The sequence below is a fragment of the Desulfoluna sp. CYM3A genome, assembly GCF_056829965.1.
Window position 1 is genome coordinate 4,160,074 of the sequence record NZ_CP186556.1, and the last position, 13,573, is coordinate 4,173,646.

The window sequence follows — 13,573 nt, forward strand, 5'->3', positions numbered from 1 at the left end:
CACCTTCAATATCGGCGATTCAACCATATCGCCAAACGGTGGAAGGCCCGGTCAACGCGCCCCCACACCGAAAAGCACCGTCCTGATCGTGCGAAAAATAATGACGATATCCATGAACAGGTTCATGTTCTTGATGTAAAAAAGGTCGTAGTTGAGCTTTTCCATGGCGTCCTCCACGGAATCGCCGTACTCGTAGCGAACCTGGGCCCACCCGGTCACCCCGGGGCGCACGGTGAAACGCTCCCCGTAGTAGGGAATCTCGGCCTCCAGCTGCTCGACAAAATGGGCCCTCTCCGGCCGCGGCCCCACCAGGCTCATGTCCCCTTTCAGGACATTGAACAGCTGGGGAAGCTCATCCACGCGCCATTTCCGAATAAAAAGCCCCACCCGAGTCACCCGGGAATCGTTTTTCAGGGCCCACACCGGGCCGGACTCCTTTTCTGCGTTCTCCACCATGGACCGAAGCTTGTAGAGCTTGTAAGGCTTGTGCCCCTGCCCCAGCCGTTCCTGGGCAAACAGGAGCGGCCCCCTTGAGTCCAGCTTGATAAAGACGGCTGCCACCAGCATCACGGGAGAGAAGAGGACCAGCAGGGTCAGCGAAACCACGATGTCCTCCAGACGCTTGAGCATGCTGCGCAGGCGGCCTTTCCTGAACCCGTCTGAAAAGATGAGCCACCCCGGGTTGATGGAGGAGACCAGAAATTTCCCGGTGAGCATTTCGTAGAAGGTGTTGCCGTCCATGACATCGATGCCGTTCATGCGGCACAAAAGAAGCTCATCCACGGGCAGGCTGCCCCGCTTCTCTTTTAACGCCACCACGATGCGCTCCACCTCAAACTCTTCGGCGGTCGTCGCCAGCTTCTCGTAGGAGTGATGGTGCGGTGTACTCAAGGTGTCGAGTCCGTCCACGTGCTTTTCGGTGACCAGAACCTCCACGCTGTACCCGCAGTCGATCTCGCGTTCGATCTCCCGGCAGATATCCACGGCAAAGTCGCCGTCCCCCACCACCATGATCTTCTGGCTGAACATGCCCGTCTTCAAAATGAAGACATAGACAAACCGCCAGGTCGACAGCACCATGACCACCACGGGCACGTAGACGAGAAAGAACTCCGTGGCCAGCCTGGCCCGGCTGAAGCCGATATAGATCAAAGCCAGCAGGATCAGGGCCATGCCCAGGGCTTGAAACAGCTTGACGGCCAGGTCCAGGTAGCCGCTGATATCCCTGAGGCTGTAGACATTGTTGCAATAGAGGCAGAAGACACACACCAGGATGATGCACACCGCCTTCAGGTGAAGGCCCGAGTGGTCACTCCAGGGGCTCCCCCCGGAGACGATGAACCAGGTAAGCAGCAGGCACACATAGAGCAGCAGGCTCTCCAGAAGGACCAGAAAGATATTTCTAATCGTGTAATACCGTTCAAATAGATTGATCATGGAAATACCCGAGCCCCGTCTGATTCGGTTAAGACTTGCTCCCGTTGCCGCGCCCTTTTCGGTAGGCGTAGTACTCGCTATAGCCTCGGTCCCGCCCGAAGGGGACGTCGTGTCGGTTCAGGACGATGCCGATCACCTTGGTGCGGTCCACCTTTTCCAGCATCTCCCCTACCACCTTTTTGGAGGTCTTGTCGTTTCGAACCACCACCACGATCCCGTCCACGTGTCGGGACAGGGCCACGGTTTCAGGGGCGAACAAAGGAGGCGGAGAGTCGATGATGACGTAGTGGTCCGCATACCTCATCTTCAGGTCATCGATGAGGTGGTGCATGGATGCAGAAGAAATTAGCTCCGAGGGGTTCTCAACGGTCTTTCCGGCAGGAATAACCGAGAGCTTTTCGAGGTGCGTGGGATGGATCACCTCGTCCAGCCCGCAGCGGTTGTTCAGGAAGGCATCCAGACCCGGAGCTTCACCGGGCAAGGAAAAAATATCCGCCACCACGGGCTGCCTCAAGTCGCTGTCGATGACCATCACCTGATTGTCCAGGCTTCCGGCGATGGCCGCCGCCACATTGGCGGCCACAAAGGACTTCCCCTCGGCGGGCATGGCGCTGGTCACAAGGATCACGCGACGCGCCTTGCCGTCTTCCGGGAACATGATCGTCGTCTTGATGGAGCGGAACTGCTCCGAGCTGTAGCTCCACGGATCCGACAGGACCACCAGCGGATGCCCGGCGATGCCTAAGGGTGGCGCCTCCGGGGTCCCCTCATCCGGGGTCGCCAGGCCCTCAGTGGCCTCCGGCACGGGTGCCTCAGTCGTGGTCGTGGAGACCTCGGGTTTATCGCTGCGTTCCAGCCCCCTTTTCTCAAGTGCTTTGGAAAAATGCCCCATCATGTCACCCCTTGATAAAGATGAGTCCCAAAAGGGTCCCCAGCAGGCACACCGTCGTCAGGCCGCCCACTGCGGGAATGAATCGTTTCACGAAAAACCGCTTGATCCCCGACCCTTCATGGATGGTCGGGATATTGGCGATCACGGGAAGCGAGGTGTACATCTCCACGGAACCGGTTCCCCGGAAGGTCTGCATGGTCACCTCCAGCAACGCCACGATGCCGCAGCCCAGGCCCAGGCCCCCCACCAGAATGAAGAGAATGAGCTTTTTCATGTCCGGAACCATGGGTTTTTCCGGCACCCGGGCCGGATCGATGATGCGGAACTGGCCCCCTTTCTGTTGCTTTTCCATGTTCACGGCGATCTGGGATTCGATCTGGCGGTTCAAAAGGGAGTGATAGGCGCTGCGGATATTGTCGTAATCCCGCTGCAGGGAGATCAGCTCCTGCTCCCGTTTGGGGGTGTCCTCCACGCGCTTTTTGTAAAGCCGGATCTGGGCCATCAGATCGTTCCGTTCCTTTTCATTGGCCCGGACCTCGGCCAAAAGCGCGGCCCTCTGCTGCTCAAAGGCCGTCAAGGGCCTGGTCTGCGGCCTTTGGGCCACGGCCCCCTCGTCTGGCTCCGCCTCAAGCTGCTCTATGGCCGACTTCACCTGCAGGACATCCGGGTGGTACTCAGTGTAGCGCTTCAACCGGAAGTTCAACTCCTCCCGAAGGCGGGCCAGCTCCTGCTCCTTGGTCAGGGAGCGCACCGGCACCTCATCCAGGGTCGGGTCCACGGGCTGGTTGGCCCGCTGCAGGAAAATGTCCAGACGGTCCTTGGACATCCTCACCTCGGCACGTACTTCGGTGAGGCGCTCATTCAGGGAGTCCAGAATGCTCAGGTTGCTCTCCAGCTGCTCGGGAAGCCCGCCCATGTAACGTTCCCGGTACTCCTTGAGCTTGGCCTCCGTTTCAACGAGCTTCACCCGCATGGTCTTGAGTTCGGTCTCCAGAAAGGAGTTGGTCCCCAGGACCAGGCTCTCCCGGAGCTTGAGGTTCTCCTCGATGATGTTGGCGGCCAGGGCATCGGTGATCTGGGTCACCCGCACCGGATCCGTCCCCCGATAGGAGACCGTAAAGGAGTCTGCGGTGCGGTTGCGCCCCCGGGTGAGCTCCACGGAGATGCGCTTCCGCAACACGGCCACCTTGTCCTCCATGAACATCTCCTGTTGGGAGTCGCCTGAAAACAGATTGAACTCCCTGATGATTTTTTCCAGGTTGGTCCGGCTCTGGATGCGCTGGGCAAGGGTGGTGATGCGGATGTTGGTCTCTTCGGAGACAATGGTCCGGACCACGTCCGGAGAGAGGTTCCGGGGCTGGACAAGGATCACGGTTTGGGCTTCGTAGAAATTCTGCAGGGTCAACACACGGTAAATGCCGAAGCTCAGGGAAAGGGCCAGGGTGATCAGCACGATCCAGTACCACTTTGAGACCATTCCGATGTAGAACTCCATGTCGTTCTTATCGCGTCGGATACCTTTCATATATCCTCCAGCAGTCGTTGGGCGGCTCCAGATCACAGGGGCCGTTCCGGTGAGCGACGAGGTCCGTTTGTTTGTCTTGTCGATGAAAAATAATGGATAAGGGGACAGCAGACCGTACGTATCGGTAGACAACTCTCCCACAGGCGTGGGAAAGGACAGGTGGGTCCTGCGTGAGCCCTGGCGCACTGGGCAGCCGACGCGAGGCCGGACACCTTTTTTGCAAGCTTCCCGCAATGCCGCGGAACGGCACGGAGCAGACTCATGGAAGAGACAAGTGGAAACGATGAAACAACCGGATAGGAGGAGAATTCAGGTCAAACCAGGCAGGGAAATTTGAGCTTGATATGGGATTTATAATAATCTATTATTTATCAAGATTCAACACTATTCATGATCTGAAAAATGACGACACGGCATGATTTTTCATGCACATGCGTTTACCATCGGCGCCTGTGAAATGATGCGCGCCGCAGGAGACCGGTATTCCTTATAGGCGGCCTTGCCGATGCATCCGTTGACAACAAAAAAGCCGCCTGGAATCGCCTCGCGACCCATGGATACGGGTGGACAGCCCGTCACCCTTCCCTGGCCCTGCAAGGCACCGCCGGTATTAGGGACATTGATCTCACGATGTGTTGCTCGCTTTCCCGACCCGCGCCCCGCTCGGACGTCACCGAGCCTCCATGTCCCGCCGGTTCACCCCGAGGCATGGCCCGCGCCCGTCGGCCCCTCACCCGATGCTCCGCGCCTTATCTCCCCTTCCCCGATACTGCCACGTTAACGCACCCGGACACAGCAAAGAGGGCAACGCCATGGACACTCCCCTTGTGGGCTCCAGCCCCAGTATCCAGAAAATCCGGGAAATCATCCGCCTGGTCTCCCAGGACACCTCGCTGAACGTGGTCATCACAGGAGAGACCGGTGTCGGCAAAGAGGTGGTGGCCCGGGTGCTCTACGAGCTCTCTCCACGGCGCAAAAAAGAGTTCGTCAAGGTCAACTGCGCAGCCATCCCGGACACCCTCCTGGAAAGCGAGCTCTTCGGAGTAGAGCAGGGAGCCTTTACCGGTGCCCACCGCAAGCGAAAGGGAAAATTCGAGTTGGCGGACGGGGGCGTTCTCTTCCTGGACGAGATCGGGGACATGAGCTTTCCCCTCCAGGCCAAGCTCCTGCACGTCCTCCAGAGCGGAGAGTACAGCCGCCTGGGCTCGGAGACCAACATCACCTCCAACACCTGGGTAGTCTCCGCCACCAACCACGACCTCAAGCAGAGGATCCTGGAGAAAAAATTCCGGGAGGACCTTTACTACCGCCTCAACATGATCCAGATCAACATCCCCCCCTTGCGGGAGCGGCCCGAAGACATCCCCGAACTCATCACCCACTACACCCGCCACTATCAGGACAAGTACCCGGACCGGGTCATCGCCCCCTTGAGCACCCACACCTACGGCAGGCTCTGCGACTTCTCCTGGCCCGGCAACGTGCGACAGCTCGTGAGCGTATTGCAGCGCATCCTCCTCATCGGCTGCGACGACGAGACCCTCTCGGAGATCCTCCACGAACACCCCGCCCCCACCACCCCGGACGCCACCCCGGCCAACGGAAACGGCCTGGTGGAAAAACTCCGCGCCATGGCCGCCGACTCCCCCGAGGCCATGGAGACCTTCTCCCTCAAAGCCATCCGAAAAAACGCCACCGACCTCGTGGAAAAAGAGGTCATTGCCAAGGTCCTGGACCGCACCAACTGGAACCGGACCCACGCCTCCAAGATCCTCAAGATCAGCTACAAAACCCTGCTCACCAAAATCGACCGGCTCAACATCAGTGAGCCCAATTGAGGGCTATGCCTTAAAATGATGATCCCGTCCTGTGTAATTTAATCGTGGCATGCCCCTAAAGTTGACGATGTTGCCGGTTGAGCACGAGACCACCCTGCCTTAGTGCTCCCCTCACACAAACCCGAAACCGAAGCACCCCAAAGGATAACATCTCAGTTTAACTTGAACATACTCCCCAGAAGCGCTATTACTCACATACTACATCACCAAGCAGTAAAATCCGCAAAACGTCTACAACCCAGACAAAATACGCCAATAGTCTCATCAGACGAAGAATAAATATGCCATGGAAAGCTGACGTTGTATCAAGCGTGGATAGGTGCAAAACACATAACGCAGCAGTGTGAGGAATTTCAAACTCTCAACATGTCAAAGGAAACGCAGCTGACATTTCGTGCTCAACTCTTCCCAAGCTCAAAAAGCTATGTAAAAGGTTATGGTCAGCCAATAAAATTGGTGGCCTTGGCCTTTACTCTACCTTTGTCCACGTTGATACGGGTTCGCATCGGACGTGGTTACTATAGTTATTCGATTTTTCGTCGTCTATGGCGCATTAAACCATACTTATTCTACAGTGCTTTAATCACCTGTATCCAGCATGATAAGGAGAGGATTATGTTCACGAAAGGCTATCCTTAATACGTTGCGGGTTATCTCTATTCAGATCCTGTCGTCTCTTTGTATGGCACTATTTATTGGTCAATTTTGCACTACAGCTTATGCAGGAAACTCTATCCCGAACATGAACTTATTACGTTCACAAAGAACAACAACTGGCAGCAACTACCTTTATCTGACATGGATGAAAGCACCATAGACCATCCTTTAGGAAACTTCAGCCCCCGCAGCCGAAATCAGCAGCATACGTGATGCCCTTGAAAAGGGATATGCCCCCTTGTTGAAAGACACCTCACAGTCCGCATCGTTTCATTTACATAAAAGAAATACAAATATTCGGACTGGGGGTCCGGACCATCGGTTTCCCAAACTGGACGACTCGGTTAGAAGGAGCGATCCTTTTACAGCAGGCAAGGGAATTGAAATACCAGATCATAATCATGACACTGCTTGACGACGAAAAGCTCAAACCAGAAATATCAAAAAAAGAAGTACGCCTGGCCAAAACCCTCAGCGAACTGTCGGAATACACCCAGCCCGGAAAATGGAGCTCGCGGAAGAGATTACGCCGATGGGCACGGCACCACCTTTGCCCATCCTACGAGTTGAAGGCGTATCCATTGGCGAGGGTCTTCGCCTGACAAAATGAGGTGCTCACGGTTCTCCTTTGATGTTAATGTTTCTATAAGAATTGTTTTCGTTTTTAGAATCGGCTATTTCTTATTTGCAACGCCATCAGGCTGAAGTTCAAGAGATCATAGCCAATGTAAATGAAGGTGTTCGCTTTACTGATAAAGAGGCTTCATCGACATCACAACAACCAGAAAGAGGTCGGGAACGGTAACCTTGGCATGTTGCTGGCGAGAAAGTAGGCCCATACTGCCGTAACGAATGAAGGACACCCCCATGGACGACATATTCAACACGCTTGATCTCATGAAAGAGACCCTTGATGCCTACAGGCCTCTGCCGATGAGGTCATGAAAAATCTGCATGAGGATCTTGTCCTTCGCTGGACTTACAACTCCAATGCCATTGAAGGCGACGCACTTGAGCTTAAAGGAGACGAAGGTGGCTTTCGAGGGATCACGGTGGGTGGAAAAACCATTCGTGAGCACTTTGAGGCGATCAACCACAGGGATGCCATCTTCTTTGTGGAAGAGCTGGTTCAGAAAAATGAGCCTCTTCTCAGTGGCAGATGAAGTCCATTGATCAACTGATTCTAAAGCAGATCGATGACCCCCATGCAGGGGTGTACAGAAAAAATAACGTCATCATTTCCAGGGGCTGACCATACGCCACCCGATGCGCTTCAGGTAGAAGGCGCCATGACCGAGTTGATCAGTAGATACGGTTGGGGCCCCGGTTGCATCCCGTGGAGCGGGCCGCGCGGGTACATGCCCAATTTGTGAAAATTAGCCTTTTCATGGATGGCAATGGAAGGACATCAAGGCTGTTGAATAGAACCTGGAGCTGATGAAGAGTGGCTTTCCGCCCGTGGTGCTTCCGGTGGAGAGACGCCTGAATTCTGCAAAACCCTTGATACCGCGCACACAAAAGAGGATTACACGCCTTTTCTAAAACTCATAGCGGCCGTTGTGGAGGAAGGATTCAAACCGTACTGGCACGTGTTGGGTGTTGTGATGTGAATCGATCGCTATGAACTGAAGTCGTCCCCACGCATCTCAATAAAATACATACCATCCCGCAACGAAATGAGATACCCACGGCCTACGCCTACCCTTTGGACCAAGGCCCCCTGCCGATCATGGTCGATATCTTTCCCACCAGGCTCGGTTGCTCCCGTGCCAAATGGGCTACCGAGAGAAAAACGGGGGTTGCAGAAAACAGCAAAGCGCACCCATTGCCCTCGACCATGCAAAGCGTGGTTTCCACGGCCATCGAAATGAATAACACACGAATTTACCAGAGAAAAATCATTGACAGGCTAAAAAGATGAAATTATGGTGGGCGGTAATAACTAGTTATTGATTGATCCAACCATCTCAATGGTGCGACCCGACAGGATGCTGCAACATCCTGCCAGGCCTGACCAAAACAACCTTACACGGAGGTCGTCATGGCTAAGCGATTTTTTACACCACCCCCACCCCCATTTCAAGCCGTATTTTCCTTATCACACGGTCCCGGAAAACCCCTTCACAGACACGATTGCTGTGCCCAATGGCCAAGGCAGGCGCGCGTTTCTGATTAACGGTCGGGAAAACGCCCCTTCGGATTTCTGCGCGTTCTCGAACAGCCCCGGCAGTTGTGGTGTTGCGTCCGTTTCCTCTTCCTGATCTCACCTGAGGCGCGTTTTCCCGTTCCCGATGTCACAGGCGGACCTGTGCTCTTTTTGAGCATGGGCCGCCGCAAAAAAAATGCCTCGTTTGATTTTAAGATGAGGGGAAGCGGCGTTGGGATGTGCTGTGTGTCGGGCAGTGATCGCTGCGGCCATTTTCAACTGCCCAACGGTCCCGGGAATCGTGCGCGGAATCACCCCTACGGGGTGAGAGCCGTGCGCCGGTGGCTGGACGCGATTATTACATAACGGTAGCACCGCCACTACTCACTACTCACTACTCACCATCCACCGCTCACCATCCACCATTCCAAAAAGGAGTCCATCATGACCCTGCCCGATACCCAACCCACCCCTGAAATGTTCTCAGGGGCTGAAATTGCGGAACTGTGCGACGCCATCAAGGATGTTCACCGCCTGCTAACCTCGTAGGCAGTTTTCCATGAACTTCACGGAACAGACAACCCAAGCGGCAACGGCCTTCAGGTCGATTTTAAAAAGTGGGGGCTCCGAACCATTGCCGAAGATCTTTTGACGCGGCAGTACGCCAAAATCGATCGCATGGTGGCTATTTACAAGGAAGAGCATGAAAAAATGAAGGGAATAGCGGGGTGAAGGGTTCAAAGAAAAAACGCTCTTTGAACCCTTGCCCACAACGCATTACCATACCCGGATTATTTATCTTCAGGCAGACATATCGCTGATGTGGCTACGGTTCCATGGTCTTCACCACGGAAAACCCTCCCTCGGTGACCTGGATGATCTGGGCGCTTTTGACGGGGTCGCCGCTGCCTTTGAACTGCATGGTCCCGGTGACGCCGGAGTAATTTCGGACGCCTGCCAGACCATGGCGAAGGGATTCGGAGTCCACGCGGCCCTGCTCTGCGATGACCTTAAAAATCAGGCCAAGGGCGTCGTAAATATGGGCGGCGTTGTCGTTCAATATCTTTGTAACGCTCGCGGTAGGCTGCCACAAACGCCTTATTTTGGGGACTGTCCAGATCCAGGGCGTAGTCGGTGCTGAAAAAGCCCCCTTCCAGGGCGGCGCGGTCTTTTCCGGTCTCGATGCCCCACCAGTCGTCACCGCCGAGAAGGGGCATGCCGATACCGGCCTCACGTGCCAGGCGGGCCTGACGGGGCACTTCGTTACCGAAGTTGGGCAGGAACAGGATCTGGGCGCCGCTGGTGCGGATGGCTTCGAACTGGCGGGCCCAGTCCGACTCCCCGGAGACATAGGGCTCAAAGGCCACCACCTGCCCCCCCTTGGCCTCGAACTCGGACTTGAACAGACCGGCCAGGCTGCTGTTGTCATCGCTGGTCACCTCGTACAGGACAGCGGCTTGCCTGGCACCCAGGTCATGAAAGGCAAACCGGGCGAGGACCTCGGCCTGGAAGGTATCGCTGAAGATGGTCCGGAAACTGAACTGCCTGCCCCGGGTCACCGCAGGGTGAGTGGCCATGGAGGTCACAAAGGGAATACGGCGGCTCTCGGCAAGGGCGGCAACGGGGATGGCCACCTGGCTTCTGGGGGCCCCCACCAGGGCGTCCACGTTGTACCGGGCAATGAGCTTGCGGGCCACGTTCAGCGCGAGCTGGGGGTTGCCCTGACTGTCGGCAAAGGTCAGGGTGACCTTAAGCTTTCGCCCGTCTATCATGAGGCCGCCCTGATCGTTGAGCCGGGCAACGGCAAGCATGGCCCCGTTCACGTAAGATTTTCCCCATCTGGCGTCCGAATCCCCGGTAAGGGGGGCAATGACGCCGATGCGTATCTCAGGCGGAGGCGAAGGGGAGGAGCAGCCCGACAACCCGCCAGAGACGAGAGTCACCACCAATGCGGACCAGAGCAGGGATATAAAATAGTTTACATTCAACATGGTCTTTCCCTTCATAACATTGCCGTTGCCGCGCCCGGAAAAGGAGCGTGCAGTCCCTGATACCTGCCGAGCCCAATCCCCCCATGGCGGTGCCGCTTACGGGGCCAGGGTGGAGAGATAGGTTTTGAGATTGGTTTTCTTGTTGTTAAGCCCCAGCTTCTTGCGGATGTTGTGCCGAAAATTGGCCACCGTACTGATGGACAGATTCAGGTGTTCGGCAATCTCCTTGCTCCCCTTGTCCTGCCGGATCAGGTCCGCCACCTTGATCTCCGTGGGTGTCAGATCCATGTATTTCGAGGAGATGCTGTTGCGGATCGGGACCACCAGCTCATTGAGGTTTGTCTCGATAATCGTCAGCGTGGTCCTGTGCTCCTCCTCCCGGACGGTTCTTCTCATCTGATCAAGGTAGGGGGCCACGTATTTTTTCAGGTTGGCGGCCATGTTGTCCTCAATGGCCCGTTTTTCAAGATCCCTGTGATCCAGCATGGCCTTGAGGGCCTGGTTCACCTCTTCGAGGTGCCGGGATTTCTCCTGCAGCTCCGCCGTGCGCCGAGCCACCTCCTGCTCCATCTGATCATGTTTTTCCTGGAGCATGGCCTCCACGCGCTGGCGTTCGACGATCTCGTGGTGGAGGAGCCTGATCTTATCGTTAAGCTGCCGTTTCAGACGGAACACCCCCAGGTGCGTCCGAACCCGCGCCAGGACCTCTTCAAGTTGAAACGGCTTGGTGATGTAGTCGGCGCAGCCCAGGCCAAAGCCCTTGACCTTGTCCTCAGCGTCATCCAGAGCGCTGATGAAAATCACGGGAACCTCCGCGGTTCGCCCGTCTGCCTTCAACCGGCGGCACACCTCGTACCCGTCCATGCCCGACATCTTGATGTCAAGGAGGATCAGGTCCGGCAGGGATCGCTCCACCGCTCCCAGGGCCAGGGAGCCCTTGGCCGCGGCGTGCACCTTGTAACCGGCCTCGGTGAGCAGCTTCACCAGAATCCTCAGGTTCTCGGGATTGTCGTCCACCACAAGGATGTTTCCTTCGGCGTGGTTCCAGTGCCCCGACGTCATGTGGTCCATCTCCATTTGGGCCTCTCCGCATGCACGTGCCTCCGGCGATCCTGCCGGGGGCTAAACGTTTGAAAAGTTGGTCAAACAGGGACTGAAGGAGCCTGAGCGGGCTCAACACGGCTGAGACCGCCCCACCGTGCATTACCCATTGATCAACGCAAGAATGTCATCGTACCGAAAACCATCGGCCAGTTCGGCCAGGGACTCTGCCACGGAGGTATCGATTTCTCTGACCTCCTCGATAATCGTTGCCACGCTGCCCACATCACAGGCCGTTGCCGCATCCGAGAGCCTTGTGATCAGCGCCTCGGGCAGGGTGCCCAGGTCTGCGGCCACCACAGGCCGGGGCGCCTCGTCCCCGGAACCTGCCCCATCGGCCCCTTGCGCACCTGTTTCATACAGGTATCGCACCCCCAGGTGCTTCTCCATGGCCCCAAAAATATCGTCCTCCCGAAAGGGCTTGCCCACAAAATCATCGCAACCCGCTGCCAGGGCATCGCCCCTCTGCTCGTCAAAGGAGCTGGCGGTCAAAGCGATGACCTTGGCAGCCTGCCCCTCAGGGCTTGCCTTGATCTGCCGAGTGGCTTCGTATCCGTCCATCTCCGGCATCTTCAGGTCCATCCAGACCAGATGGGGCTGCCATTGGTGAAACAGGTCGACCCCCTCCCGTCCGTTGCTTGCCCCCCGAACGTCAAAGCCCACGGAGGTAAGCAGTTTTGTCAGCAGGGTGCGGCTCTCGGGGTTGTTTTCCACAATGAGGACCTGAAAGGCCTGCTGGTCGGGCTGAAGCCCCGTTACCCGCCGGGAAGGGCTCTTGACCTTGACCTCTTCCATATCGGCAGCGTCAAACCGGACATCGAACCGGAAAAGGATTTTCTGGCATCCAGGCCCTGGGCGGTAATCTGGCCCCCCATGAGGTCCACATACTGTTTGCTGATGGCAAGGCCCAGGCCCGTGCCCTCCCTTTCCGTCTCACCATCCCCGGCCTGGGAAAAGGCGTCGAAAATGATGCCGGCCTCCCCTGAATCAATGCCCACGCCGGTGTCTTCCACCTCAAAAAAGAGACGCGACGCTTCAGGGGCCTCCGTGCCGCGCCGGACCCGCAAGGTCACGCCGCCTTCATCGGTGAACTTCACGGCATTGCCCAGCAGGTTGACCAGGACCTGGCGCAGCTTGGTCTCGTCGCACCTTATATAGCGGGGCAGGTCAACGGAGGTCTCCACCGTCAGGGCAAGGCCCTTGTCCTCGGCCCTGCTGCGCATCATCGATTCGATGCCCTCCAGGGCCAGGTGCAGGTCGAAACTATGCTGCTTCAGGGTGGTCCGCCCCGCCTCGATCTTTGACATCTCCAGGATATCGTTGATGAGGGCCAGCAGGTGCTCCCCGCTCCGGGTGATGGTCTTAAGGGACGCCTGCTGGTCCGAGGTGGTGCGCTCGTCCCGGTTCAACAGATGCGAAAACCCCAGGATGATATTCAACGGGGTCCGCAACTCGTGGTCCATCCTCGCCAGCTACTCGGCCCGGCTCGCGGCCTCGGCAGACTCTTTGGCCCGCTGAAGCAGGGCGTTTGCCACGGAGAGCTCCGAGGTCCGATCCTGTACCCGCTGCTCAAGACCTTCGTTCAAGGCCCGAACCTCCCCTTCCGCCTCTTTGCGCACCGCAATCTCATGCTGGAGCCTTGCGTTGGCCTCCTTGAGGTCGGTTGTGCGCTCGGCAACACGGAACTCCAGGTGATCCCGGTGTTTTTTCACCTCTGCGACCATCCGGTTGAAGGAGCGGGCCAGGCGGCCCACCTCATCTTCGGTGGGCACCGGCACCGTGGAGTCCAGATCCCCTCCGGCCACCTGAACGGCCGTGTCGGCAATGGTCCGGATGGGCCGCGCGATCTGGCGAGCCAGGGCATAGATCCCCAGGGCCAGGAGCCAGACCGAGACCACCCCCACAGCGATGATGTTCCGGGCCAGCCTTCGGGCAGGGAGCCTTCCAGGCTCATCTCCACCAGCAGGGCCAGCTGCCGCTCCTCCA

General features: G+C 57.1%; 13 protein-coding genes. 4 read left to right on the forward strand and 9 right to left on the reverse strand.

Features of this window, described 5'->3' with window-relative positions:
- Nucleotides 1-51: 51 nt before the first annotated feature.
- The 3 genes from ACOYW1_RS21095 to ACOYW1_RS21105 are packed head-to-tail and all read right to left on the reverse strand — an operon-like array spanning nucleotide 52 to nucleotide 3,854.
- Nucleotides 52-1,437: a TIGR03013 family XrtA/PEP-CTERM system glycosyltransferase gene (locus ACOYW1_RS21095; protein ID WP_482417682.1), complete on the reverse strand. Its 1,386-nt coding sequence runs from the start codon at nucleotides 1,435-1,437 to the stop codon at nucleotides 52-54.
- A 28-nt stretch (nucleotides 1,438-1,465) separates the two neighbouring features.
- On the reverse strand, nucleotides 1,466-2,332 hold the full coding sequence (locus tag ACOYW1_RS21100; protein WP_482417683.1) for a polysaccharide biosynthesis tyrosine autokinase: 867 nt from the start codon (nucleotides 2,330-2,332) through the stop codon (nucleotides 1,466-1,468).
- Nucleotide 2,333: 1 nt separating this feature from the next.
- On the reverse strand, nucleotides 2,334-3,854 hold the full coding sequence (locus ACOYW1_RS21105) for a GumC family protein (RefSeq protein WP_482419612.1): 1,521 nt from the start codon (nucleotides 3,852-3,854) through the stop codon (nucleotides 2,334-2,336).
- Nucleotides 3,855-4,666: 812 nt separating this feature from the next.
- Between ACOYW1_RS21105 and ACOYW1_RS21110 the strand changes: the two genes are divergently transcribed.
- The 4 genes from ACOYW1_RS21110 (at nucleotide 4,667) to ACOYW1_RS21125 (ending at nucleotide 7,787) form a co-directional block, all read left to right on the forward strand.
- Nucleotides 4,667-5,692, forward strand: coding sequence for a sigma-54 interaction domain-containing protein (locus ACOYW1_RS21110; RefSeq protein WP_180139892.1), 1,026 nt, complete (start codon nucleotides 4,667-4,669; stop codon nucleotides 5,690-5,692).
- A 350-nt stretch (nucleotides 5,693-6,042) separates the two neighbouring features.
- Complete coding sequence (locus ACOYW1_RS21115; RefSeq protein ID WP_482423786.1) at nucleotides 6,043-6,216, forward strand: peptidoglycan L,D-endopeptidase MepK; 174 nt, start codon at nucleotides 6,043-6,045, stop codon at nucleotides 6,214-6,216.
- A 1,074-nt stretch (nucleotides 6,217-7,290) separates the two neighbouring features.
- The gene (locus tag ACOYW1_RS21120; protein ID WP_482419613.1) at nucleotides 7,291-7,512 is read left to right on the forward strand and encodes a hypothetical protein; all 222 of its coding nucleotides are present in this window, start codon (nucleotides 7,291-7,293) and stop codon (nucleotides 7,510-7,512) included.
- Nucleotides 7,513-7,685: 173 nt separating this feature from the next.
- Complete coding sequence (locus tag ACOYW1_RS21125; RefSeq protein WP_482419614.1) at nucleotides 7,686-7,787, forward strand: Fic family protein; 102 nt, start codon at nucleotides 7,686-7,688, stop codon at nucleotides 7,785-7,787.
- A gap of 1,534 nt (nucleotides 7,788-9,321) precedes the next feature.
- On the opposite strand, the gene ACOYW1_RS21130 is transcribed toward ACOYW1_RS21125, so the two are convergent.
- From ACOYW1_RS21130 to ACOYW1_RS21155, 6 genes are all read right to left on the reverse strand, one after another.
- On the reverse strand, nucleotides 9,322-9,555 hold the full coding sequence (locus ACOYW1_RS21130) for a hypothetical protein (protein WP_482423881.1): 234 nt from the start codon (nucleotides 9,553-9,555) through the stop codon (nucleotides 9,322-9,324).
- The gene (locus tag ACOYW1_RS21135) at nucleotides 9,506-10,486 is read right to left on the reverse strand and encodes an ABC transporter substrate-binding protein (protein ID WP_482419615.1); all 981 of its coding nucleotides are present in this window, start codon (nucleotides 10,484-10,486) and stop codon (nucleotides 9,506-9,508) included. The genes ACOYW1_RS21130 and ACOYW1_RS21135 overlap by 50 nt, the downstream gene beginning before the upstream one ends.
- A gap of 96 nt (nucleotides 10,487-10,582) precedes the next feature.
- Nucleotides 10,583-11,563: a response regulator gene (locus ACOYW1_RS21140; protein WP_482417688.1), complete on the reverse strand. Its 981-nt coding sequence runs from the start codon at nucleotides 11,561-11,563 to the stop codon at nucleotides 10,583-10,585.
- Nucleotides 11,564-11,689: 126 nt separating this feature from the next.
- Nucleotides 11,690-12,382 carry a response regulator gene (locus ACOYW1_RS21145; protein ID WP_482419616.1) on the reverse strand — a complete coding sequence of 231 codons (693 nt, stop codon included), beginning with the start codon at nucleotides 12,380-12,382 and terminating at the stop codon, nucleotides 11,690-11,692.
- Entirely contained in the window at nucleotides 12,343-13,050 is a 708-nt protein-coding gene (locus tag ACOYW1_RS21150; protein WP_482419617.1) for a sensor histidine kinase, read from the reverse strand. The genes ACOYW1_RS21145 and ACOYW1_RS21150 overlap by 40 nt, the downstream gene beginning before the upstream one ends.
- 9 nt (nucleotides 13,051-13,059) lie before the next feature.
- A complete protein-coding gene (locus tag ACOYW1_RS21155) occupies nucleotides 13,060-13,491 on the reverse strand; it encodes a HAMP domain-containing protein (protein ID WP_482419618.1) in 432 nt (143 codons plus the stop codon).
- Between the last annotated feature and the right edge of the window lie 82 nt (nucleotides 13,492-13,573).

What these genes read in the sequence shown, in the direction of transcription:
- ACOYW1_RS21145 (WP_482419616.1), bottom strand. Translation starts at nt 12,382, where the DNA reads ATGGAAGAGGTCAAGGTCAAGAGCCCTTCCCGGCGGGTAACGGGGCTT.
- ACOYW1_RS21140 (WP_482417688.1), bottom strand. Translation starts at nt 11,563, where the DNA reads ATGGAGATGGACCACATGACGTCGGGGCACTGGAACCACGCCGAAGGA.
- ACOYW1_RS21105 (WP_482419612.1), bottom strand. Translation starts at nt 3,854, where the DNA reads ATGAAAGGTATCCGACGCGATAAGAACGACATGGAGTTCTACATCGGA.
- ACOYW1_RS21135 (WP_482419615.1), bottom strand. Translation starts at nt 10,486, where the DNA reads ATGTTGAATGTAAACTATTTTATATCCCTGCTCTGGTCCGCATTGGTG.
- ACOYW1_RS21120 (WP_482419613.1), top strand. Translation starts at nt 7,291, where the DNA reads ATGAAAAATCTGCATGAGGATCTTGTCCTTCGCTGGACTTACAACTCC.
- ACOYW1_RS21110 (WP_180139892.1), top strand. Translation starts at nt 4,667, where the DNA reads ATGGACACTCCCCTTGTGGGCTCCAGCCCCAGTATCCAGAAAATCCGG.
- ACOYW1_RS21100 (WP_482417683.1), bottom strand. Translation starts at nt 2,332, where the DNA reads ATGATGGGGCATTTTTCCAAAGCACTTGAGAAAAGGGGGCTGGAACGC.
- ACOYW1_RS21150 (WP_482419617.1), bottom strand. Translation starts at nt 13,050, where the DNA reads ATGGACCACGAGTTGCGGACCCCGTTGAATATCATCCTGGGGTTTTCG.
- ACOYW1_RS21095 (WP_482417682.1), bottom strand. Translation starts at nt 1,437, where the DNA reads ATGATCAATCTATTTGAACGGTATTACACGATTAGAAATATCTTTCTG.